The following is a 22,324-nucleotide window of genomic DNA, read 5'->3' on the forward strand; positions in this document are numbered from 1 at the left end:
TCAGGGATTTTGTCATTTTTGTTTAATCGTTGCGCCATTTTTTGATCGAAATCAGCATCCCACCCCTGCCCCTTTGGTGTTATGCAATGAGTAAATTGTGAACAACATCACGCTCGGGATGGGCAAAAACGACGGGGTATAAAATGGCACGAGTTAAAACGAGTCTGAAACTGTTTGGCGGGGATACGGTAGTGGTGCGTTGCTCAGAGCGTTGCCGCATCCATCTGATGAGTACAAAAGGACAGAAGCAATCGCAGGCAGATATCCTTACCGTCCAGGACGATAAGGCCTGGCTGACGGTGCCTTACACCGGCACCTGGGATGTGCTGATCGACAGCCACAGCCAGTCGCTCGAACATTCCGTAAGTTACGTGGCGGCATAACCGTAAACGCCCGGTCAGCCGGGCGTATTATCAGGCAAAACCCGGCCGCAGCGTATTGCTGAGCGGGTTCCCTTCCAGCAGCGCTTTCACCTTCACCACCAGCTCACTCAGACAGTCGTCCTGCATGCCGAGACGCGTCAGCTCCTGATCTAGCGAGAAAAGGTACTGGGCGTTAGTGCCCAGCGGTCCGCTGGCGGCGGCAATCAGCGGGGCAATCACCTGGGTTCGGGTATCGGCTTCATACAGCGGGTGGCGCGGATCCATAATGAACACCAGCGCGTTGACGGTGCGCCCGTCATCCAGTTCCAGCTTGCACCAGCTGGGCATATAGCAGCCCGTGATCATCTCGCGCTTCCACAGCAGCGTCAGCTCATCTTCCAGCGTGGTATCCGGCAGCCGGTATGCCACGCCCGTGGTGCGCCCGCCCTCTTTTAGTGCAAGCATGCGTCCTGGCTGGCACGCGCTGCCGCGTCCGGCGGTCAGGCGCAAACAAAAGGCGCGGTGCCACCCAGGCAGCGTTCCGGTTGCTGATTCAACAAATTCGAGCGCCGGGTTCCACATCAGCGAGCCGTAACCAAAGATCCAGACCGGGCCATCATCCGGGCGGCAGGCCAGCGTTGCCGCAAGCGACGCCGCACGTTGTTCAACCGACCACAGAAGCGATTCCTCAATAGCACCAAATGCCGTCTTACAATCTGCCTTCATCAAGAAATCACGCGTTAACACATTCCACCTCCGCCACTGCATGCTTCCTTGCGACATCTGTAATTTGCCTTCCCGGCATTCTGTGCTGTTCATTTTAACAGCAGTTGAGCAACGATAAGCAATTCGCGGGCCAGATGCAATACAGCGGCAGGTCAACCGCCTGAAATGTCAAAATGGAGGCAGCGTGTTATTTGGCGGCTATTTCTTTTTGTGCCATTTATCATCGTCCCCTTTCTCATAGTCATTTTTCACGGCGGCCCAGGCCACCTTATGCGCCGTCTCTTCACGGCTGGCATCGTCCCGGCGATCTTCTTTATCTTTGTACTGATCCCAGGCACTGTTAAAGGCTTCTTTGTAGATATCCTGGGCGTGGGCAGGCAATACGTTTTGCACGTTATCCGGTAATTCGCTTTTCGATTTGTATGGCATTGTTAACCTCTCTTTTGGCTAAAAGATAAGTGTGGACGACGATACGCTAGGGTGCCACCCGACAGAAAGAAATGAACAATATAAAAATGCAATTCATTGTTATTAAACTAATATTTAAAAGAGATAAGGCATTATAAGCCTCAGACATAAAAATTATAATAAAGGGTAAAATTAAGTAAAAAATACAGGGTATTTAACAGATTTCTGTTAATTTAATACCTTTAAAATCTATCTATAATTACAAGCACCTGCATTGTTGGAGAAACACATGACAGCAACACACGAGGCGGTAAAAACCCGCCACAAGGAGACCTCTCTCATTTTCCCGGTTCTGGCACTGGCTGTGCTGCTCTTCTGGGGAAGCAGTCAGTCATTGCCAGTGGTTGTGGGGATCAATATTCTGGCTCTGGTGGGTATTTTAACCAGTGCATTTAGCGTGGTACGCCATGCGGATGTTTTAGCCCACCGTCTTGGAGAGCCGTATGGGTCATTAATTTTAAGCCTTTCGGTTGTGATTCTTGAAGTCAGTTTAATTTCCGCATTAATGGCCACCGGCGACGCCGCGCCAACGCTAATGCGCGATACGCTCTACTCCATCATTATGATTGTTACCGGCGGCCTGGTCGGTTTTTCACTTTTATTAGGTGGTCGCAAATTTGCCACCCAGTACATGAACCTCTTTGGCATTAAACAGTACCTGATCGCCCTGTTCCCGCTGGCGATTATTGTGCTGGTCTTCCCGATGGCGCTGCCGGGTGCCAATTTCACCACCGGCCAGGCGCTGCTGGTGGCGCTGATTTCCGCGGCGATGTACGGCGTGTTCCTGCTGATCCAGACCAAAACGCACCAGAGCCTGTTTGTTTACGAGCATGAAGACGACGGCGACGACGATGATCCGCATCACGGTAAGCCGTCGGCCCACAGCAGCGCGTGGCATACGGTTTGGCTGATCGTGCATCTGATTGCCGTTATTGCGGTCACCAAGATGAATGCGAACCCGCTGGAGGCGCTGTTAACTGAACTGAACGCGCCGGTCGCCTTTACCGGTTTCCTGGTGGCCCTGTTGATCCTGTCGCCAGAAGGTCTGGGAGCGCTGAAAGCGGTGCTCAATAATCAGGTGCAGCGGGCGATGAATCTGTTCTTCGGCTCCGTTCTGGCGACCATCTCCCTTACCGTTCCGGTGGTGACGCTGATTGCCTTTATGACGGGGAATGAATTGCAGTTTGCGCTGGGTGCGCCAGAGATGATTGTGATGGTGGCATCCTTGCTGCTGTGCCAGATTTCCTTCTCCACCGGCCGCACCAATGTGCTGAACGGCGCGGCGCATATGGCGCTGTTTATTGCGTATCTGATGACTATATTTGCGTAGCCTTTTTGCCCAGCGGCGCTTCGCTTGCAGGGCCTACGGGTTTTGTAGGCCGGGTAAGCGCAGCGCCACCCGGCAATATGCCCCATAAAAAAACCCGCCGAAGCGGGTTTTTTTATTAGTTGCTGGTATCCAGCTCGTCGAAGCTCTTCACCAGATCGTCAATCGCTTTGATCTGTTTCAGGAACGGCTCCAGCTTATCCAGCGGCAGCGCGGATGGACCGTCGCATTTCGCGTTAGCCGGATCCGGGTGCGCTTCAATGAACAGACCCGCCAGGCCGGTTGCCATACCGGCGCGCGCCAGTTCGGTCACCTGCGCACGACGCCCGCCAGACGCGGCGCCAAACGGGTCGCGGCATTGCAGGGAGTGGGTCACGTCGAAAATCACCGGGGACTGGTTAGAGACGTTCTTCATCACGCTGAAGCCCAGCATATCCACAACCAGGTTGTCATAACCGAAGTTTGAACCACGGTCGCAGAGGATCACCTGGTCGTTACCGCCTTCGATAAACTTGTCGACGATGTTACCCATCTGGCCAGGGCTCACGAACTGCGGTTTTTTCACGTTAATCACGGCACCGGTTTTCGCCATCGCTTCTACCAGGTCAGTCTGGCGAGCGAGGAACGCCGGAAGCTGAATCACGTCTACCACATCAGCCACGGGCTGTGCCTGAGACGCTTCGTGCACGTCGGTGATCACTTTCACGCCAAACGTCTGTTTCAGCTCCTGGAAAATCTTCATCCCCTCTTCCAGGCCCGGGCCACGGTAGGAGTGAATGGAGGAGCGGTTGGCTTTGTCAAAAGAGGCTTTAAACACGTACGGGATGCCCAGCTTTTGGGTCACGGTCACGTAGTGTTCGCAGATGCGCATAGCGAGATCGCGGGATTCCAGAACGTTCATACCCCCAAACAGCACGAACGGCAGGTCGTTTGCCACGTTGATATCACCAATGCTAACCACTTTTTGTTTCATAGGATCGCCTTATTCAGGTGTGAATCGGAATTAAGATTAATGCAGTGTAATGTGTTTATGCGCGATCGCGTTAATCTGCGCGCGGATCATCTCGCTGATCGGGTCTTCCGGACATTGCTCGACGAAATAATTCAAATCATTCAGCGCCACGTGCTCGCAGTCGAGCTGCGCATAAATCAGGCCGCGGTCGCGGATTTCGTACGGATCTTCCGGATTAAACTGCAACAGCACTTCGCTTGCGCGCAGGGCCAGCTCCATCTGACGCTCTTCCATCAGCGCAGACTTCAGCGTATCCAGGAGCTTGCGGATCACTTCGGCGTTATCGGCTTCATCGAGATCTTCATTGAACAGCTCAGCTATCGGGCTGATGTTGCCTTTCAGCCAGACGTCCAGCGTATGCTCATCCAGCGTGTCGCCGTTAAACGGATTGATTAACCACATCTCACCGTCCAGCCACTCCGCCCGCAAAATCATCTGCGTCGGGAAAATGACCGGCACCAGTGGAATATCCAGCTCGTGCGCAACCCACAGTAAAATGGCGCCCAACGCGACGGCACTGCCCTGACGATTTTTCAACACCTGGTCCAGCCACAGTGCGTCAGACAGGCGGTACACGCCTCGCGTGTCGCAGAAACCCCATTCGCCGTAGAAAAGCTCAATCAGCTTCTCTAATTGCCAGTCCTGCGGACGTGCCTGATTGATCTCTTCGCGCGCCAGGCTGACCAGATTCTCCAGTTCAGCGTAAACGTACTGTGACGTAAAATCGTCGCGGATCATCTCTGAAATCAGGATCATACCATCGCAGAGCGGCACTTTGTTAAATTCGAAATCGGCTAAGGACCTCATGACTTACCCCAGTAACGGTATTCTTGTGGTGGCGAGTTTAATGATGATGTACAGCACCACCAGACCCAGCAAAAAGGCGATAAACCCTGTCTGCTGGCTGCGCGGACGATGACGCCCAAGCGCGATAAAACCCAAAACGATGTAGATGATAACGCCAAACAGCTTTTCAGTCAGCCATGCGCCTTTATCAGTAAATGGCAGATAGCCGGTTTTCCACATTAACCCGGCTCCGGAAAGGAACAGCACCGTGTCGATACAGTGCGGGGCGATGCGTACCCAGCGGGCGTTAATCAGCGGATTGTTGCTGTAGCGCCACCAGTAGCGGGCAATGAAAAAGCCGATGGTCAGGGCAACGGAAATCAGGTGAACGGAGATCAGCAGCGTAAACAGGCTCATGACCACTGCCCCAGCGTCAGACGTTCATTGCCGCCGTAATCCCGGCAGGTTTCCACGGCAGCGTATCCGGCACGCGTAAACAGCGCTCGCACCGCCTCTCCCTGCGTCCAGCCATGTTCCACCAGCAGCCAGCCACCGGGAAGCAAATGTTGTCGTGACGTTGTCACAATGTGATCGAGATCCGCAAGTCCCTGATTCGCAGCGACCAGCGCGGTCAACGGTTCAAAACGCACGTCGCCCTGCGCGAGATGCGGATCGTCTTCGTCGATGTAGGGCGGATTGCTGACAATCATTTCAAACATGCGGCTTTCAAGCGCGGCAAACCAGCTGCTTTGCAGAACAGAAACATTGTTCAGCCCCAGCCGTTCAACGTTGCGCCGCGCGAGGGCGACCGCATCAGGCATCACGTCTACCGCCGTCACGGTGCAGTCCGGTCGCTCGCTGGCAAGCGCCAGCGCAATCGCGCCGGTGCCAGTACCGAGATCTAGGATCAGACACGGCTGCGCCGGTAACCGCGCCAGCGCCTGCTCCACCAGACACTCGGTGTCCGGGCGCGGGATCAGCGTGGCCGCTGAAACGTACAGCGGAAGTGACCAGAACTCGCGTTCGCCAACCAGATGCGCCACCGGCTCGCCGGTTTTACGGCGGGCAAGCAGCGCCTCCAGCTGCGATTGCTGTTCAGCGGTCAGCGCGGTTTCGCCGAAAGCCAGAAGATACGTGCGGGCTTTACCCGTCACATGCTCAAGCAGAATTTCGGCGTCGCGCTTCGGGCTTTCACTTGCAGAAAGCTCACTGGCGGCATGGCGTAACCAGCGCTGAAAATCCATTAATCCTGCTCGGACAGTGCCGCCAGCTGGTCGGCCTGGTATTCCTGCACGATAGGCTCAATCAGCATATCGAGCTTGCCTTCCATCGCCTCATCCAGACGGTACAGCGTCAGGTTGATGCGGTGGTCGGTTACGCGACCCTGCGGGAAGTTATAGGTGCGGTTACGGTCGCTACGATCGCCGCTGCCCAGCAGGTTACGGCGGGTAGAGGCTTCCGCCTGCTGACGTTTCGCCATTTCCGCCGCGTGAATGCGCGCGCCCAGCACGGATAACGCTTTAGCCTTGTTCTTGTGCTGGGAACGTTCATCCTGACACTCAACCACAATCCCGGTGGGCAGGTGAGTAATACGGATAGCGGAGTCGGTGGTGTTAACGTGCTGACCACCTGCCCCTGATGAGCGGAAGGTGTCGATGCGCAGATCTGCCGGGTTGATATCCGGCAGTTCCGCTTCCGGCAGCTCCGGCATCACCGCCACCGTACAGGCTGACGTATGAATGCGTCCCTGAGATTCTGTCGCAGGCACGCGCTGCACGCGGTGACCGCCGGATTCAAACTTGAGACGACCGTACACGCCGTCGCCGCTGATCTTGGCGATAACCTCTTTGTAGCCGCCATGCTCGCCTTCGTTGGCGCTCATGATCTCCACGCGCCAGCGACGGGATTCGGCATACCGGCTGTACATACGGAACAGATCTCCGGCGAACAGCGCCGCTTCGTCGCCACCGGTACCGGCGCGGACTTCCACAAAGGCGTTACGCTCATCATCCGGATCTTTCGGCAGCAGAAGCACCTGAAGCTGCTGCTCCATCTCTTCTGAACGCGCTTTCGCATCCTGTAACTCTTCCTGCGCCATCTCGCGCATCTCAGGATCGTCGAGCATCATCTGCGCGGTTTCGATATCTTCCTGGACCTGTCGCCAGTCGGTAAAGCATTTTGAAACATCACTTAACTGCGCGTATTCACGCGACAGCGCGCGAAAACGTTCCTGGTCGGCAATGGTCCCGGCATCACCGAGCAGCGCCTGGACTTCTTCATGGCGCTCGTGCAGAGCTTCCAGTTTAGCGACGATAGAAGGCTTCATAGGCGTAAATGCACCTTGTCTTAGAAAATGGGTATAGGGCGCTATTCCAACCCGAGGCTGTTGCGCAGAATAGTCAGGCGTTCATCGTCCCCGTCACGGGCAGCCTGCTGAAGAGATTTGGTTGGGGCATGGATCAGGCGGTTGGTCAGTTTCCAGGCTAAATCCTGCATAATCGCCTGCGCGTCGCCGCCCTGTTCAAGGGCCGCTAACGCTTTGGCCGTCAGATCATCACGCACCTGCTCCGCCTGACCGCGGTATTCGCGGATGGTCTCGCTGACGCTTTGCGCGCGCAGCCAGGCCATAAATTCGCTGGTTTCCTGTTCAACGATGGTTTCCGCCTGCACAGCCGCCGCCTTACGCTGGGCAAGGTTGTGCGAAATGATGCTTTGCAGGTCATCCACGCTGTACAGGTAGGCGTTCGCCAGTTTGCCCACTTCCGGTTCGACATCACGCGGAACGGCGATATCCACCAGCAGCATCGGCTGATTGCGGCGGGATTTCAGCGCACGCTCGACCATCCCTTTCCCGATAATCGGCAGCGGGCTGGCGGTAGAACTGATAATAATGTCCGCCTCTTTCAGACGTTCATCGATGTCGCTCAGCGCAATCACCTCAGCGCCCACTTCGTCCGCCAGCACCTGCGCACGTTCGCGGGTGCGGTTGGCAATGATCATCTTCTTCACCTTGTGTTCGCGAAGATGGCGCGCCACCAGCTCGATGGTTTCGCCCGCTCCCACCAGCAGTACGGTGACGGTCGACAGGGATTCAAAAATTTGACGGGCAAGGGTACAGGCCGCGAAAGCAACCGAAACCGCACTGGCGCCAATGTCGGTTTCGGTTCGCACACGCTTCGCCACGGAGAATGACTTCTGGAACATTCGTTCCAGTTCGCTGGCTTTCAGATGCCCTTTCTGGGAATCCGCGAAGGCTTTTTTCACCTGGCCAAGGATCTGCGGCTCGCCCAGCACCAGCGAATCCAGACCGCTGGCCACGCGCATCAGATGGCTGACCGCATCGTTATCCTGATGCCAGTACAGGCTGTTGCGCAGCTCTTCTTCGTTGAGGTTGTGGTAGTCACACAGCCAGCGGATCAGCGCCTCGTGCAGGTTGTCCTGCTCTTCTACGCTCAAATACAGCTCGGTACGGTTGCACGTCGACAGCACCACGCCACCCTGCACCATCGGCTGTGCAAGCAGGCTGTCCAGCGCCAGGTCGAGCGTATCCGGCGAAAACGTAACGCGTTCTCGCAGTGAAACCGGGGCCGTTTTGTGGTTAATACCGAGTGCTAATAGGGTCATGTTGAGCGGGAGTAGTACCAGCGTTAATAAGGTTAGCAGGACGCATCATACAGGATGCGCGAGATCAATAAAAGAGACTGCCCCCTTTCGGAGTAATAGCTTACGCCACGCTTTGAGATAATTTGAACGTAGACGGTGGCACCCTTCAACGCTAGCATTAACAGTTATAACTGCAACGTATCTCAAGGATTTGTCATCATTATGACCCGAATGATTCGCCTGCTGCCTCTGGCGGCCCTGGTTCTGACCGCCTGTTCCGTTCATCAGCCGAAAGGCCCGGGCAAAAGCCCTGACTCACCGCAGTGGCGTCAGCACCAGCAGGACGTGCTGAAATTAAGCCAGTACCAGACCCGCGGTGCATTTGCTTATCTCTCTGACGAACAAAAAGTTTACGCTCGCTTCTTCTGGCAGCAAACGGGTCAGGACAACTATCGCCTGCTGCTGCTGAACCCGCTGGGCAGCACCGAGCTGGAGCTTAACGCGAAGCCTGGCGAAGCGCAGATCACCGATAACAAAGGCCAGCATTACACGGCAACCGACGCCGAAGAGATGATTGGCAAGCTGACCGGAATGCCGATTCCGCTCAATAGTCTGCGCCAGTGGATCCTCGGCCTGCCGGGTGACGCAACCGACTATACGCTCGACGATCAATACCGTCTGAGCCAGGTGAACTACACCCAGGGCGGTAAAACCTGGAAAGTGGTGTACAGCGCGTATGACAGCAAGACGCAACCGTCGCTGCCGTCCAATATGGAGCTGACGCAGGGTAGCCAGCGTATCAAGCTGAAAATGGACAACTGGATCGTTAAATGATGACCCACTGGCCCTCTCCCGCAAAACTGAACCTGTTTCTCTACATTACCGGGCAGCGCGCTGACGGCTATCACACCCTGCAAACGCTGTTTCAGTTTGTCGATTACGGCGACACCATCTCCATCGAACCGCGTCAGGACGGGCAGATTTGCCTGCTGACGCCGGTCGACGGCGTGGCGCATGACGATAACCTGATCGTGCGCGCTGCCCGCCTGCTAATGAAAACGGCGTCGACGTCGGGTCGTCTGCCGGCGGGAAGCGGTGCGGATATCCGTATCGACAAACGCCTGCCGATGGGCGGCGGTCTTGGCGGCGGCTCATCAAACGCCGCAACTGTACTGGTGGCGCTTAACCACCTCTGGGGCAGCGGTCTGACGACGGACGAACTGGCAGCGTTAGGGTTGACGCTGGGCGCCGATGTACCGGTGTTTGTGCGCGGCCACGCGGCGTTCGCTGAAGGTGTCGGTGAAATCCTCACGCCGGTCGATCCGCCGGAAAAATGGTATCTGATCGTTCACCCCGGCGTGAGCATTCCTACCCCGGTCATCTTTAAAGATCCTGACCTGAAAAGAAATACCCCGGCACGGTCAATAAAAACGTTATTAAATTGTGAATTCAGCAACGATTGCGAGGATATCGCAAGAAAACGTTTTCGCGAGGTTGATGCGGTGCTTTCCTGGCTGTTAGAATACGCGCCGTCGCGCCTGACCGGTACAGGGGCCTGTGTCTTTGCTGAATTTGACACGGAAACCGCCGCCCGTCAGGTGCTTGAGCAAGCGCCGGTTTGGCTGCATGGTTTTGTAGCACGCGGGATGAACACCTCCCCCCTACAGCAGGCCATTCTGGCGCAGACTGAGTTTCGGTGACAACGTCACCCTGTTCCAGACGTTGCATCGCGCTCTTTAATACACCGCCTGGATAGCGTTTGCTTAGGCCCCGCAGTTTGCGGCGAACGCTATCCACCACTGGACGCATGCCTGAGGTTCTTCTCGTGCCTGATATGAAGCTTTTTGCTGGTAACGCCACCCCGGAACTAGCACAACGTATTGCCAACCGCCTGTACACTTCCCTCGGCGACGCCGCTGTAGGTCGCTTTAGCGACGGCGAAGTCAGCGTACAAATTAACGAAAATGTACGCGGTGGTGATATTTTCATCATCCAGTCCACCTGTGCTCCAACGAATGACAACCTGATGGAATTGGTTGTTATGGTCGACGCGCTGCGTCGTGCTTCTGCTGGCCGTATCACTGCTGTTATTCCTTACTTTGGCTATGCACGTCAGGACCGTCGCGTCCGTTCCGCGCGTGTGCCAATCACCGCTAAAGTTGTCGCTGACTTCCTGTCCAGCGTCGGCGTTGACCGCGTACTGACGGTTGACCTGCACGCAGAGCAGATCCAGGGCTTCTTCGACGTGCCGGTTGATAACGTATTCGGCAGCCCAATCCTGCTGGAAGACATGCTGCAACTGAATCTGGACAACCCGATTGTGGTTTCTCCGGACATCGGCGGCGTGGTACGTGCTCGTGCTATCGCGAAGCTGCTGAACGATACCGACATGGCGATCATCGACAAACGCCGTCCGCGCGCTAACGTTTCTCAGGTGATGCACATCATCGGTGACGTGGCTGGCCGCGACTGCGTGTTGGTGGACGACATGATCGATACCGGCGGTACGCTGTGTAAAGCCGCTGAAGCGCTGAAAGAGCGTGGTGCGAAACGCGTATTCGCTTACGCCACTCACCCGATCTTCTCCGGCAATGCGGTAAACAACCTCCGTAACTCCGTCATTGACGAAGTTGTGGTCTGCGATACTATTCCACTGAGCGACGAGATCAAAGCGCTGCCAAACGTGCGTACGTTGACTCTGTCCGGGATGCTGGCCGAAGCGATTCGTCGTATCAGCAACGAAGAATCGATCTCTGCAATGTTCGAACACTGATCGAACACGGCCAAAAAACCCGCTACGGCGGGTTTTTTTGTTTATAGTATTTATTTGTATGACTTATGCCTCCTTCACCTGCCATTCACATGACAGATGATGCGCACACGGATGATAGATAATTGTGAAAAACGTAACCTCCTCACATGTTCTGCCCTTTCGCGCCCTCATCGACGCCTGCTGGAAAGAGAAATACACATCGTCACGCTTTGTTCGTGACCTGATAGCCGGGATCACCGTCGGGATTATTGCCATCCCGCTGGCGATGGCGCTGGCGATTGGTAGCGGCGTCGCGCCGCAGTACGGGCTGTACACCTCGGCCGTTGCGGGGATTGTGATTGCGCTGACGGGCGGGTCCCGCTTCAGCGTCTCCGGCCCGACTGCCGCCTTTGTGGTGATCCTCTACCCGGTTTCCCAACAGTTTGGTCTGGCAGGCCTGCTGGTTGCCACCCTGATGTCCGGCATCTTTTTAATTCTGTTTGGTCTGGCCCGCTTTGGTCGCCTGATTGAATATATTCCCCTTTCCGTAACGCTGGGGTTCACCTCGGGGATTGGGATTACCATCGGGACCATGCAGATTAAGGATTTCCTCGGCCTGCAAATGGCCCATGTTCCGGAGCACTATTTACAGAAAGTGGGCGCGCTGTTTATGGCGTTGCCGACGGCCAACCTGGGCGATGCAGCCATTGGCATCGTTACCCTCGGCACACTTATCGTCTGGCCTCGCTTAGGCATTCGTCTCCCGGGGCATCTGCCCGCTCTGCTGCTGGGCTGCGCGGTGATGGGCGTCGTCAACCTGCTCGGTGGACAGGTCGCCACCATTGGCTCCCAGTTCCACTATGTTCTGGCGGACGGCTCACAGGGCAGCGGCATTCCGCAGCTGCTGCCACAGCTGGTTCTGCCGTGGGACATGCCGGGCTCAAGCTTCACCCTAAGCTGGGATTCCCTTCGCGCTCTGCTGCCTGCCGCGTTCTCCATGGCAATGTTGGGAGCGATTGAATCCCTGCTCTGCGCCGTCGTGCTCGACGGCATGACCGGCACTAAGCACAAAGCCAACAGCGAGCTGGTCGGCCAGGGCTTAGGGAACATCGTTGCACCGTTCTTCGGCGGTATTACCGCTACGGCTGCGATTGCCCGTTCCGCCGCGAACGTACGTGCGGGCGCGACATCACCGGTTTCGGCGGTCATTCACTCCCTGCTGGTGATCATGGCGCTGCTGATCCTTGCCCCGCTGCTTTCATGGCTTCCACTCTCTGCCATGGCTGCGTTGCTGCTGATGGTGGCCTGGAACATGAGTGAGGCGCATAAGGTGGTTAACCTGCTGCGCCGTGCGCCGAAAGACGACATTATCGTGATGCTGATCTGCATGTCGTTGACCGTACTGTTCGATATGGTTATCGCCATCAGCGTCGGCATTGTGCTGGCCTCGCTGCTGTTTATGCGCCGCATCGCGCAGATGACGCGTCTCTCCCCGGTTAACGTTGAGGTGCCTGACGATGTGCTGGTGCTGCGCGTGATTGGTCCGCTGTTCTTCGCCGCAGCGGAAGGTTTGTTCAGCGATTTGGAATCCCGCATCGCGGGCAAACGGATTGTGGTGCTGAAGTGGGATGCCGTCCCGGTGCTGGATGCCGGCGGTCTGGATGCCTTCCAGCGCTTTGTTGCCCGCCTGCCGGAAGGCTGCGAGCTGCGGATAAGTAACCTTGAATTCCAGCCCCTGCGCACCATGGCGCGCGCGGGCGTGCAGCCGATCCCTGGCCGATTGTCCTTCTACCCTAACCGTGAAGCTGCGTTAGCGGATCTGTGAGTCATCTGATGCAGAGACTCGTCTTTGCATCATCACCCCGATCGCCTGCTGGAGCCATTCAAGCACGGCAGGCGTCATCCACGTGCCTTTCATCAGATGCGGCTCCTGCTGCATGGCGAGGCGAAATTTTTGCTGGGTCTGCGGGTTTGTTCCTGCATAGGACTGGAATAAAACCAGCCACTTTTCTGCCAGCTTTTGCGCATCGTCAGAAGCGGGACTGAGATTATCCTGCTGCGCCTGATGCAGCTTCGCCACCAGCGGCGGCCACTCCATCATCCGGTCAAAGTAGTGCGCCCGGGTAAAGGCCATCTCTTCGGCAGTGAGATATTTCTCCCAGATGCTGAGCTTTGATTCGGCAAACGCCCGCGTGATGTAATCAGTTATCTCCGGCGTAATGCCGGTTTGCTCCTGCATCTGCGGCTCCACGCTGTGCATCTCGTTCAGACGGGTCAAAAATTCCGGTTTGCCTGCGGTATCCTGCTCCAGGCGTTCCATCCACCGTGAAGCCAAATCGGTCGCCCGCGCGTCCGTGACGCTGACGTTCTGTTCCAGCAAGTGTTTAACCTCCGTCACCAGACCCGACCAGATATCCGCCAGCGCCTCTTTCTCTACCGCAAACGGTAGTTGCTGCAACTCTTCTTTGCTAAACCAGCGATCGTACATATTCATTAACTCCAGAGTCTGTAGCCAGGATTCCAGATCCGGCGTCGCATCGTCGGTCAGCCCGGTACGCAATTCCACCAGCCGGTTGCGCAGCGTATGGATACTACGCAGTTGCTTGTCCAGCAGAGTGATTTGCCCGTCGAGTAATTCGGCTAATGACAGCGAACGCTGTTCCAGAAAATCCCTGATTTCGGCAAGCTCCAGCCCGGCTTTTGCCAGCGTCTGGATCATATGCAGACGCTGCACATCCGCCAGGTTATAAAGCCGGTAGCCTGCCGCGCTTCTGGCAGAAGGTAACAACAGCCCTGTTTGCTCGTAGTGATGCAAAGTCCGCACGGTGATCCCGGCACGTTTCGCCAGTTCACCCACCTGTATCAACATAACGGCTCCTTTTATTCTGCCAGTGTCGTTACTCTGGAGCCTTACGTTACGTGAGGGTCAATGCGTCATGCAAAAAAAACGACTTCAGATGAAGTCGTTTCGGTGTTCTTTATGGGGCACTAGCTATGCTTGCGCTGGTCGCGGCGGCATCGTTTATCGTAATGGCGCACCCACCAGTATTTATCGCAGACTTCCTCATGTCCGCTCACGCGCGCCCCGGCGAGCCACAATACCGCACCTAGGAAGATACTCAGCACCGCGCCATGCGCAAAGTATTGTGGGAGGTCAAGCTGCGGTAATTGGTTTAAGATTGAATAACCGACACCGGCGACCATCACGAACAGTCCCAACCCCATTAGCACGTTACCGAGCATTGAAGCGTTTTTGCGTTTCATATGTCACCTCCGGAACTTTGGGTTGTCAGGGGAAAAGCCCCTTCTCCTTGTGTGTAAAGTATAGACAACGCCTCTTATATGAGTTGCGTGAATGATCACATTTACAGATCACTCCCGGACAAAAATTTACAAATAAGACATTGAACAGCTTGAAATTCTAATTGTTCAAAGAGGAAATTATTCGCATTTCGGTGTACCGCAGGCAGAACTTTGTCAAGCGGCGCGCCAGACAGTAAACTACGCGCCAGATCTGGAACCCATTAGGAAGTAAATCGTGACGATTAAACTGATTGTCGGCCTCGCCAATCCGGGCGCAGAGTATGCCGCTACCCGCCATAACGCCGGTGCCTGGTATGTTGATCTGCTGGCGGAGCGTTTGCGCGCTCCCCTGCGTGAAGAACCCAAGTTTTACGGGTATACCTCACGCATCAATCTTGCGGGTGCTGACGTGCGGTTGCTGGTGCCAACCACCTTTATGAACCTGAGCGGCAAAGCCGTGGCGGCCATGGCAACGTTTTATCGCATCAATCCGGATGAGATCCTGGTGGCCCACGACGAACTGGACCTGCCGCCAGGCGTGGCGAAGTTCAAACTGGGCGGCGGTCATGGCGGCCATAATGGTCTGAAAGACATCATCAGCAAACTGGGTAATAACCCTAATTTCCACCGTTTGCGCGTGGGAATCGGCCATCCGGGCGATAAAAACAAAGTTGTTGGTTTCGTATTGGGTAAACCCCCGGTTTCTGAGCAGAAGTTGATTGACGAAGCGGTGGACGAAGCGGCCCGCTGCACCGAGATTTGGCTTCAGGACGGCCTGACGAAAGCCACCAATCGACTGCACGCTTTCAAAGCGCAATAAACGGCGCCCTGGGGCTTTTTTACCGCGCGTCGCGCGGGTTACGTGTATAATAGGCGTAGTTATTTACTTTTCTTCAATCGGTTATCGTTAACGGATTGATTATCAAGATATTAAGGTGATTTAGAAATGGGATTCAAATGCGGTATCGTCGGTCTGCCAAACGTTGGCAAATCCACCCTGTTCAACGCGCTCACCAAAGCAGGTATTGAAGCGGCGAACTTCCCGTTCTGTACCATCGAGCCGAACACCGGTGTTGTTCCTATGCCCGATCCGCGTCTGGACCAGCTCGCGGAAATCGTGAAGCCACAGCGCATTCTGCCAACCACCATGGAGTTCGTGGACATCGCGGGCCTGGTAAAAGGCGCATCCAAAGGTGAAGGCTTGGGCAACCAGTTCCTGACCAACATCCGTGAAACCGAAGCGATCGGCCACGTTGTGCGCTGCTTCGAGAACGACAACATTATCCACGTTAACAACAAAGTGGATCCGGCTGACGACATCGACGTCATCAACACCGAGCTGGCCCTCTCTGACCTTGACACCTGCGAGCGCGCCATTCACCGCGTGCAGAAGAAAGCCAAAGGCGGCGACAAGGACGCGAAAGCGGAACTGGCTGCGCTGGAAAAATGTCTGCCACAGCTGGAAAACGCGGGCATGCTGCGCGCGCTGAAAAACCTGACTGACGAAGACAAAGCGGCGATCAAATACCTGAGCTTCCTGACCCTGAAGCCAACCATGTACATCGCCAACGTCAACGAAGACGGTTTCGAGAACAACCCGTACCTCGACAAAGTGCGTGAAATCGCTGCGGCTGAAGGTTCTGTAGTTGTGGCGGTTTGCGCTGCCGTTGAATCCGACATCGCTGAGCTGGACGACGCCGACCGTGAAGAGTTCATGGCCGAGCTGGGTCTGGAAGAGCCGGGCCTGAACCGCGTGATCCGCGCGGGCTATGAGCTGCTGAATCTGCAAACCTACTTCACCGCTGGCGTGAAAGAAGTGCGTGCGTGGACCATCCCTGTGGGAGCGACCGCGCCTCAGGCGGCTGGTAAGATCCACACCGACTTCGAGAAAGGCTTCATTCGTGCGCAGACTATCGCGTTTGAAGACTTCATCACCTACAAGGGTGAGCAAGGCGCGAAAGAAGCAGGCAAGATGCGTGCGGAAGGGAAAGATTACATCGTTAAAGATGGCGACGTGATGAACTTCTTGTTTAACGTCTGATTTGTTTTGAATGAAAAAAATCCACGCTTTGGCGTGGATTTTTTTATTGTGAGGTTAAAACACATTGTCTAAGAGATCAGTTTTCATGCTGGAATCTAAGGGAATGATTTCGGCAGAAACAAGCCTAACGCCTGAAAAGAGCCCTCGCGCTAGCGCTCTTTAAGAGATGCAGGACTCTCAGATTTAGCGAGAATGACCCCACCAGTTCTTGGGATCCGTCTTCCGGAAGTCAGAAATATCCCCTCTGAATACCCTTTTTTAGTCACTCAACATGAGAAGGTATCGTTGCGTCAACCTCCTCAAGGGGTTTATATACGTCAATATGACAATGTAAACCGTAGTCATCTTTTTCCTCGTAGCCTTTTTTAAACTGCTTGATATAACTGCTGATACAGTTCCTTTTTTGCCACCGGTTATAGTTATCATTTTTGGCGCTTTTGAACTTAATACGCAGGGCCCGATTGAGACAACACGTTACGCTTCATATCCCAGGAATAAAACCAATCATGCCAGCCATTTTTTTTTGCTGGATAGCTACAGACAACGATCACTTCCTTTGACAGGTTGAATGTTAAGTAATAGAAAGTCGCACCTTCAGGAGGGGCAGACCAAAATAGTTTTTCGCCCTGAGCATTGAAGATGGTCAAAACGGTTGGTAATGGCTTAGGCTCGCTTAACACAAAGACTAACTGGCGTGTTAAGTCGACCAATGCATAGCTTAAAAATGACACACTAACCAGTATGTTACTTTCACCACACGCCCATTGAAGCAGGTCTTTTTCTTTAATACAAATGAGATTTTCAATCATTGGTAAACCTCAACGTTTAAAGTTTGATCTGCTTCAAATCACCTTCAAAAAGCCCCACAAGATATACCCGGTATCGGGCTGGCTGCACTTCTTTATACGTTAATACAGCGGAAAACTCTTTTAAACACTTTGAACATGTGTTTTTCGAAACATCTAATTGGCTTTCATCATAGCTATATTTCTTATGTTCACTATCAAGCTTCACACCTCTCATTTTCTTAACCAAAAAGCATTTTACCTCTTCTGTGAGCGTGTCAAACTCATATGAGTTTACGATAGAGTAGACTATTACCCCCTCGCATTCAGGGCATGTTATTTCCTTTCCATACTCTATGAAATCATTGTCAATGCCATCAAGGACTAATAACTTCTTTTTCAGTCGATTAGTTATTTTCATTTTCTCTATAGCTTTTAAATTCAATAATTATAAGTTAAGTTAAGTTAAGTTAAGTTAAGTTAAGTTAAGTTAAGTTAAGTTAAGTTAAGTTAAGTTAAGTTAAGTTAAGTTAAGTTAAGTTAAGTTAAAAGTAAATGGGTGATTTCATTAGTCAATAACTTAATTTAGCCATGTTTTAGTGATTAATTATATTGAACTCCAAACTATATATATACCATGGTTGAATGACTTTGTCTCATACGAAACAGAAATTCGGCCCCATTCGCAATCCCATCTAATCATTTCTGTTTCCGTAATGTCAGGAACACCTAAATTCAGAGAAAGACTTAGCCAATCAGACAAATTTTTCACTGAATTTTTTAGCATGTTAATATTAGTTCTCGCATCCCAGTCATTTAGGGATTTATAATATTCACTATCCTTATCGACAAGATGAACCATAAAAGGAAAACCAAAACTTATTGGCCGTATGTTAATTTCAAATTCTTTATCGAAAAAAACCACCGAATCAATAAGATAGTGATAAGGTATGTATTTCCTTACAGAACCAAACGTATTTAGTTTGTGATAAAGTTTACTTTTGCAAAATCCTTCTTCAGTATCAATCTCCATAGTTAGATCATCGAAAGTTAGCTTTCCCGTTTTCGGATTAAAATTTAGGTTTATCATATATCTATAATCTTTCCTGGGGTTAAAAGATGTCTCGATTCCTCTGGGATAAAGAACTGAAGTCCTCCCCCATCTCCATACAACTTATTGGCTGCTGCTCTACCGTAAGCAACATCTATGTCTTCGCTTACATAGAAAGCTCTTAATTTCGTACGTACGGGCCATCGAGGATCTAATTTTACCTGTAACGCTTGATGATAACCCAAAGGATCACCTCTATATTGATTGACTGTTGGGAATGTCACAGTATATGAGAGTTGCTGATTTCCATTCGGGTAAAGAGCATATAGAATTGTACCTTTTTTAAGCTTCCTATTCTTATAAACATCAATACCGGGATAATCATCATTTCCAGGGCCTTGCCACTTCGTTGCTTCTTTAGATGGATCCTTACATTTACGGCTCAACCCCCACGGATCCACCCAACCCAGCGCACTCGGCGCATACTGGTAAAGGTTTATCCCCCCGCCAGCCCTATCGGGTCCTGCTGCGTAAACCGCCCGCAGTCCGGGTCGTAATACCGGAACAGTTTGTAGTGCAGCCCTGTCTCACGGTCCAGGTATTGTCCCTGCATGCGCAGGTTCTGGGAATATCCTGATACCTGCGTCTCGCTTTCCCGCAGCAGTTTGCCCCAGGCGCTGTTCACCCCTTCCCAGCGCACCTGCCCTTCGCTATCCGTCATCCGCTCCGGCGTGCCGTTGGGCTGACAGTGGAACCAGAAGATTTCCGGGGCATCAACGCCGTCAATACGTGCCAGCGGATCGTAGCTGTCCTGATCGCTGTAGACGTAGGTCAGCGGCACATCCCCGTGCACCTCCTGCAACAGCCGGAACCCTTCCCAGACAAACCGGGTGGTGACTGGGTTACCGGTTGGCTGTCCGCCCACCATCTGGCGACGCGTTTTGCTGATGCGTCGTCCGAGTGGGTCATAGCGGAAGCTGACCTGCGTCTGCGGCCTGTTGCGGTCCCGCGGCTGGCTGATGACCTCCGTCAGGCGGTGCTCGCCGTCGTAGCGGTAGTGCCAGCGGGTCTGGCCGTTATCCTTCTCCACGGTGCGACCATGGATGTCATAGCGCCAGCGAATGCCGTTCAGCTGCGTCAGGCGGTTGTGCGTGACCTTCTCAGCAGATCCTTCGAGCGGGTTACCGGTAGTATCCCAGCGGTGCAACCAAGAGCACTGAAAATTACCGGTAACTATATCCCGGCGATGCAGGCGGCCAAGACGGTCATATTCGCTGCGGGTTCGTTAGTGTTAGTAGTTTGCGCCACGGTTGAATCCGATAATACTGAACTGGACGATGCCGACCGTGAAGAGTTTATGGAAGAGCTGGGTCAGGAAGGGCCAGGCGCGAAAGAAGGAGGCAAGATGCGTGCATAAGGAAAAGACTACATTGTTGAAGATGGCGATGTGATGAACTTCTTGTTTACGTTTAATTTTTATGAACGGGAAAAATCCACGCTTTCACGTACATTTTTTATTAGGGAGTCAAAAAAATATCTTAGAGATCTGACTTCTTGCTCACCTCCAAAGAAATGATTTGTGTAGTCGCAAGCTTTAACGTCTGAAAAGGCACCTCGATTAATCACTCAACAAGTAAGGCCAGACTCTAATACTTAGCGAGGCTGACACCACCGTTTCTTAGGAGAGGTCTGCCGGTCGACAATAATATATCTTCTAAATCCTTTTTTTTTGCGAGCGGGAATCGTTAAAAGTTTTGAATCGCATTTTATCATAATAAGCAGGGCCTGATCGAGACAACGCGTTACGCTTCATACCATTTAAATAAAACCAATCATGCCAGCCATTTTGATTTTCCACATAGCTAAAGACAACAACCCCTTCTTCGTTCAGATGATTTTTAAGTAATAGAAAAATGTGCCTCGTGGCAGTGCAGGCAAAGAAGCTTTTGCCCTAAGCATCAAATAGGGTTACAACGGTTAATAATGGCTTTTTATCGGTTAACACAAAAACTAACTCGCGTGTTGTAAGACAATTGCATAATCTAAAATGGTATGCTGAAAATTTTTTTTACCCTTCAGCAATGATAACGTTTCTATGATTTGTTCCATTCTTTATCCAGAACATTTCATCTTGAGGTAACGTTCCATTACCGCAGAAATCAACAAGCTCACCTTGCCAACCATCAGGAACATATTTTTGATAATGCATACTTTCAACATACTCCGAATATAGTCTTTTATTATCAAAATCTATAAGCAAATCCGGCATAAGATCATATATATCCCACCAAGTTGTTTTTTGCGAAAGCCTACTAAAAAACTCATCAGCTATGTCATCCTTATCGAATGAATAGCCATCTTTAATTAACCCATCAATAAATATCTGCGCGTTTTCTTCATTTACTACGGGTATGTCATATCTTTCCTTATGGACATCCTGTAGATTTATTTCCACCTCACTTTTCACAAAACCCTCTATCCATTTAATTCTATCTAAAATCCACATTTCTTTGAACGCCACGAACCAATAATATATTCCTTCTTTCTTTACTATCACAAGGAGATCATCATCTTTATTAATATTCATATAGTAACCTATTTTACATTACCGGAGCCTGGAATCGCTACTTCTTCAAGCCATTCTGCCCATACTGATGGTAATACATACGATCTACCTGGCGTTGTTGGATCAACGTGCTTAGGAGCCAATTCCCCTTGATTTAACGGATTAAGCATGCGTCAGGGGGTTGTGCGTGTCCTTTCCAGCAAGTCGTTCGAGGTGGATTACCAGCAGACGATCGCAGTTGTCATAATTTCATTATTGCGTACAGATGGTAAAAGACTTTTAAATGCTCAGAGTCTAATATCTAAAGACTTTACACTTAAAAGAATGAGCATGACGTAAAGAAAAAGGGAAGTTGCGTGCAGAAAGCAAAAAATCAAATCGTTAAAAATGGCGATGGGATGAACTTCTTGTTTAAAGTTTGATTTGTTTTTTATGAAAAAAACGAACTTGCGCACTCTTAGGAAAATAGAACTCAAGGTATTTTTCAGCTCTGTCTTGAAACGTTCGTTCTTTGACGTAGTTATAAGAATCATTAAAATATTTGTACGCTTCATCAAATTGATTCAACTCATAAAAAACCATGCCGAGGTCGATTAACGGCGCTGTCTCTATATCCGATCCACGTGTACTAAGTATCCTCTCCCCCCATTTTTTCGCCTCATCGTTCTCCTTGAGAGCAAAGCAAGCACTGTACATGTACGCAGAGTTGCAGTTGGCAATTTTCCATTCGATCTGCGGCTCAGGAAGAGCCTGCCGGACATTTTGTTATTGCTCTAAAGCCTCGGCTTATTTTTTTATCATGAAATTCGTTTCCTTTTTCTACAAGAGATGTAAGTATTATTCATGTGTTTATTCATTAGCAATAGCAAATAAACCTCCTCACCTATAAAAAGGGGAATAAGAAATAAATGCTTTTAGAAGCAAGGAGGTATCTAAGACAGTAAATCTTTATTATTAAAAAACTTAAAAACTAACCAAAAAAGAATTTCTTAAACCCTTCAACCTCAACATCTTTTAGTTTAGTTTTAAGCATCACATCGATATCTTCCAGAAAATCTTCTCTTAAATTAAATTCATCATCTGTAGCATCACCATCATAATTATTTTGTTCCATCTCAATAGCAGAACAAAAAGCATTCAAAAAGTCAGCTAAGGAACCAGAAATTATAAAGTTTCGTTTTTGAATGCTACCATAAACAGGAGATGTTAGATTTTGGGTGTCACAAAAAAGAACGTCACCATTTCTTTCAGCAAAGATTATATATTCATCGCGCCAAGCCGTATCATTTTGAACTCGCCAACCGGATAATATTTCGTTGAGATCTTGAGGTTCAATAATCTGTAAATAAAAAGTACCATCAAATGTTGGACTGTCATTTAAAATCAAATGACGATAAAAAAAATCAACCTCCCCATTTAAATTCACGGGAAAAGAAGTCTCATTTTCATCGTCTGTATAGTCTATCTCTCCCATATTCAATTCATTCATTTTAAATTTGTTCACAAGATCTTGGACTGCATTTTTTATGTTCATCTTTCCAC

The 22,324-nt window shown here is 51.6% G+C and carries 23 protein-coding genes and 3 pseudogenes; 9 read left to right on the top strand and 17 right to left on the bottom strand.

The features are described from left to right. The first annotated feature begins 143 nt into the window (after window positions 1-143). Window positions 144-383 (top strand): hypothetical protein, encoded by a 240-nt coding sequence (locus tag ACOTX5_RS05665; RefSeq protein ID WP_015570352.1) that lies wholly within the window; start codon window positions 144-146, stop codon window positions 381-383. Window positions 384-413: 30 nt separating this feature from the next. Here ACOTX5_RS05665 and ACOTX5_RS05670 read toward each other — a convergent pair whose 3' ends face one another. Beyond that, the gene (locus ACOTX5_RS05670; protein ID WP_045911248.1) at window positions 414-1,109 is read right to left on the bottom strand and encodes a gamma-glutamylcyclotransferase; all 696 of its coding nucleotides are present in this window, start codon (window positions 1,107-1,109) and stop codon (window positions 414-416) included. Between the two features lie 177 nt (window positions 1,110-1,286). After that, the gene (gene chaB, locus ACOTX5_RS05675) at window positions 1,287-1,517 is read right to left on the bottom strand and encodes a putative cation transport regulator ChaB (protein ID WP_003856674.1); all 231 of its coding nucleotides are present in this window, start codon (window positions 1,515-1,517) and stop codon (window positions 1,287-1,289) included. 268 nt (window positions 1,518-1,785) lie between these two features. On the opposite strand from chaB, the gene chaA reads away from it, so the two are divergent. After that, window positions 1,786-2,886, top strand: coding sequence for a sodium-potassium/proton antiporter ChaA (chaA, locus tag ACOTX5_RS05680; protein ID WP_003856672.1), 1,101 nt, complete (start codon window positions 1,786-1,788; stop codon window positions 2,884-2,886). A gap of 115 nt (window positions 2,887-3,001) precedes the next feature. Here the strand turns inward: chaA and kdsA are convergent, their stop codons facing one another. Genes kdsA through hemA form a run of 6 tightly spaced genes read right to left on the bottom strand, consistent with a single transcriptional unit; the run spans window position 3,002 to window position 8,305 of the window. Next, window positions 3,002-3,856 (bottom strand): 3-deoxy-8-phosphooctulonate synthase, encoded by an 855-nt coding sequence (kdsA, locus tag ACOTX5_RS05685; protein ID WP_003856671.1) that lies wholly within the window; start codon window positions 3,854-3,856, stop codon window positions 3,002-3,004. A gap of 36 nt (window positions 3,857-3,892) precedes the next feature. Beyond that, window positions 3,893-4,702, bottom strand: a complete 810-nt coding sequence (gene sirB1 / locus ACOTX5_RS05690) for an invasion regulator SirB1 (RefSeq protein WP_006810913.1) — start codon at window positions 4,700-4,702, stop codon at window positions 3,893-3,895. 3 nt (window positions 4,703-4,705) lie between these two features. Beyond that, on the bottom strand, window positions 4,706-5,098 hold the full coding sequence (sirB2, locus tag ACOTX5_RS05695; protein WP_023296762.1) for an invasion regulator SirB2: 393 nt from the start codon (window positions 5,096-5,098) through the stop codon (window positions 4,706-4,708). Further along, a complete protein-coding gene (prmC, locus tag ACOTX5_RS05700; protein WP_045911247.1) occupies window positions 5,095-5,925 on the bottom strand; it encodes a peptide chain release factor N(5)-glutamine methyltransferase in 831 nt (276 codons plus the stop codon). The genes sirB2 and prmC overlap by 4 nt, the downstream gene beginning before the upstream one ends. After that, window positions 5,925-7,007: a peptide chain release factor 1 gene (prfA, locus tag ACOTX5_RS05705; RefSeq protein ID WP_003856667.1), complete on the bottom strand. Its 1,083-nt coding sequence runs from the start codon at window positions 7,005-7,007 to the stop codon at window positions 5,925-5,927. Before prfA ends, prmC begins: the two co-directional genes overlap by 1 nt. Window positions 7,008-7,048: 41 nt before the next feature. Further along, window positions 7,049-8,305, bottom strand: coding sequence for a glutamyl-tRNA reductase (gene hemA / locus ACOTX5_RS05710; protein WP_003856666.1), 1,257 nt, complete (start codon window positions 8,303-8,305; stop codon window positions 7,049-7,051). A 201-nt stretch (window positions 8,306-8,506) separates the two neighbouring features. Between hemA and lolB the strand changes: the two genes are divergently transcribed. The 4 genes from lolB (at window position 8,507) to dauA (ending at window position 12,861) form a co-directional block, all read left to right on the top strand. Further along, the gene (gene lolB, locus ACOTX5_RS05715; protein WP_003856665.1) at window positions 8,507-9,118 is read left to right on the top strand and encodes a lipoprotein insertase outer membrane protein LolB; all 612 of its coding nucleotides are present in this window, start codon (window positions 8,507-8,509) and stop codon (window positions 9,116-9,118) included. After that, a complete protein-coding gene (gene ispE, locus ACOTX5_RS05720) occupies window positions 9,115-9,984 on the top strand; it encodes a 4-(cytidine 5'-diphospho)-2-C-methyl-D-erythritol kinase (protein ID WP_045911246.1) in 870 nt (289 codons plus the stop codon). The genes lolB and ispE overlap by 4 nt, the downstream gene beginning before the upstream one ends. A 125-nt stretch (window positions 9,985-10,109) precedes the next feature. After that, window positions 10,110-11,057 carry a ribose-phosphate diphosphokinase gene (gene prs, locus ACOTX5_RS05725; protein WP_003856663.1) on the top strand — a complete coding sequence of 316 codons (948 nt, stop codon included), beginning with the start codon at window positions 10,110-10,112 and terminating at the stop codon, window positions 11,055-11,057. Between the two features lie 124 nt (window positions 11,058-11,181). Continuing rightward, the gene (gene dauA, locus ACOTX5_RS05730) at window positions 11,182-12,861 is read left to right on the top strand and encodes a C4-dicarboxylic acid transporter DauA (protein WP_023296766.1); all 1,680 of its coding nucleotides are present in this window, start codon (window positions 11,182-11,184) and stop codon (window positions 12,859-12,861) included. On the opposite strand, the gene ACOTX5_RS05735 is transcribed toward dauA, so the two are convergent. Then, window positions 12,847-13,905, bottom strand: coding sequence for a MerR family transcriptional regulator (locus ACOTX5_RS05735; protein WP_045911245.1), 1,059 nt, complete (start codon window positions 13,903-13,905; stop codon window positions 12,847-12,849). The two genes, dauA and ACOTX5_RS05735, sit on opposite strands and share 15 nt — an antisense overlap. Before the next feature lie 119 nt (window positions 13,906-14,024). Beyond that, window positions 14,025-14,300, bottom strand: coding sequence for a stress-induced protein YchH (ychH, locus tag ACOTX5_RS05740; RefSeq protein ID WP_003856655.1), 276 nt, complete (start codon window positions 14,298-14,300; stop codon window positions 14,025-14,027). Window positions 14,301-14,574: 274 nt separating this feature from the next. On the opposite strand from ychH, the gene pth reads away from it, so the two are divergent. After that, on the top strand, window positions 14,575-15,159 hold the full coding sequence (gene pth / locus ACOTX5_RS05745) for an aminoacyl-tRNA hydrolase (RefSeq protein WP_006810922.1): 585 nt from the start codon (window positions 14,575-14,577) through the stop codon (window positions 15,157-15,159). 126 nt (window positions 15,160-15,285) lie between these two features. Continuing rightward, complete coding sequence (gene ychF / locus ACOTX5_RS05750) at window positions 15,286-16,380, top strand: redox-regulated ATPase YchF (protein ID WP_003856650.1); 1,095 nt, start codon at window positions 15,286-15,288, stop codon at window positions 16,378-16,380. A gap of 54 nt (window positions 16,381-16,434) precedes the next feature. On the opposite strand, the pseudogene ACOTX5_RS05755 reads toward ychF, so the two are convergent. The 5 genes and pseudogenes from ACOTX5_RS05755 to ACOTX5_RS05775 all read right to left on the bottom strand — a co-directional run. Then, a pseudogene (locus tag ACOTX5_RS05755) lies at window positions 16,435-16,725 on the bottom strand (YciI family protein). A 98-nt stretch (window positions 16,726-16,823) separates the two neighbouring features. Next, the gene (locus ACOTX5_RS05760) at window positions 16,824-17,189 is read right to left on the bottom strand and encodes a hypothetical protein (RefSeq protein WP_045911223.1); all 366 of its coding nucleotides are present in this window, start codon (window positions 17,187-17,189) and stop codon (window positions 16,824-16,826) included. Window positions 17,190-17,205: 16 nt separating this feature from the next. Then, complete coding sequence (locus ACOTX5_RS05765) at window positions 17,206-17,586, bottom strand: hypothetical protein (protein ID WP_045911222.1); 381 nt, start codon at window positions 17,584-17,586, stop codon at window positions 17,206-17,208. 186 nt (window positions 17,587-17,772) lie between these two features. Further along, window positions 17,773-18,198, bottom strand: a complete 426-nt coding sequence (locus ACOTX5_RS05770; protein ID WP_223832632.1) for a hypothetical protein — start codon at window positions 18,196-18,198, stop codon at window positions 17,773-17,775. A gap of 53 nt (window positions 18,199-18,251) precedes the next feature. Further along, window positions 18,252-19,498 (bottom strand): annotated as a pseudogene (locus ACOTX5_RS05775) (RHS repeat domain-containing protein); the annotation flags it as partial. Here ACOTX5_RS05775 and ACOTX5_RS05780 point away from each other — a divergent pair. Next, window positions 19,457-19,633 (top strand): annotated as a pseudogene (locus tag ACOTX5_RS05780) (hypothetical protein); the annotation flags it as partial. The pseudogenes ACOTX5_RS05775 and ACOTX5_RS05780 overlap by 42 nt on opposite strands. Window positions 19,634-20,284: 651 nt before the next feature. Here ACOTX5_RS05780 and ACOTX5_RS05785 read toward each other — a convergent pair. Both ACOTX5_RS05785 and ACOTX5_RS05790 read right to left on the bottom strand, forming a co-directional pair. Beyond that, window positions 20,285-20,803 carry a hypothetical protein gene (locus tag ACOTX5_RS05785; protein WP_045911219.1) on the bottom strand — a complete coding sequence of 173 codons (519 nt, stop codon included), beginning with the start codon at window positions 20,801-20,803 and terminating at the stop codon, window positions 20,285-20,287. Between the two features lie 949 nt (window positions 20,804-21,752). After that, on the bottom strand, window positions 21,753-22,316 hold the full coding sequence (locus tag ACOTX5_RS05790) for a hypothetical protein (RefSeq protein ID WP_017384278.1): 564 nt from the start codon (window positions 22,314-22,316) through the stop codon (window positions 21,753-21,755). Between the last annotated feature and the right edge of the window lie 8 nt (window positions 22,317-22,324).

Source organism: Enterobacter cloacae complex sp. IR5441 (genome assembly GCF_049238215.1).
GTDB lineage: Bacteria > Pseudomonadota > Gammaproteobacteria > Enterobacterales > Enterobacteriaceae > Enterobacter > Enterobacter hormaechei_C.